The sequence below is a fragment of the Pseudomonas sp. PME37.24/025 genome (assembly GCF_055556615.1).
Genome location: NZ_JBVHNK010000440.1, coordinates 1 through 243, shown reverse-complemented (window position 1 = coordinate 243; position 243 = coordinate 1). Strand labels below are relative to the sequence as shown.

1 protein-coding gene is annotated in these 243 nt (G+C 67.5%); it reads left to right on the top strand.

Features of this window, described 5'->3' with window-relative positions; genetic code table 11:
* Positions 1 to 243, top strand: a 243-nt coding sequence (locus tag ACZ3HH_RS30995) for a PqiC family protein (RefSeq protein ID WP_465810535.1), incomplete at both ends; no start/stop codon positions are given.

Genomic DNA, 243 nt, shown 5'->3' with positions numbered 1-243 from the left:
AGCGTCTGGCGCGGCCGCAACTGGTGGTGCGCAGCGATGCCACGCGGGTGGAGGTGCTGGAGCAGGACCGCTGGTCCTCTCCCTTCAACAATGAATTGCGCGATGCGCTGTCTGCGGGCGTGGCGGCAAAGCTGGGGGCCATTGACGTCTCGCGTGGGGGGCGACCGGCGGACCAGGCCAGCTATCGCATCAACGTGGAACTGCGTGATTTCGACGCAGCCCGCAACGGCCAGGTCCAGGCCA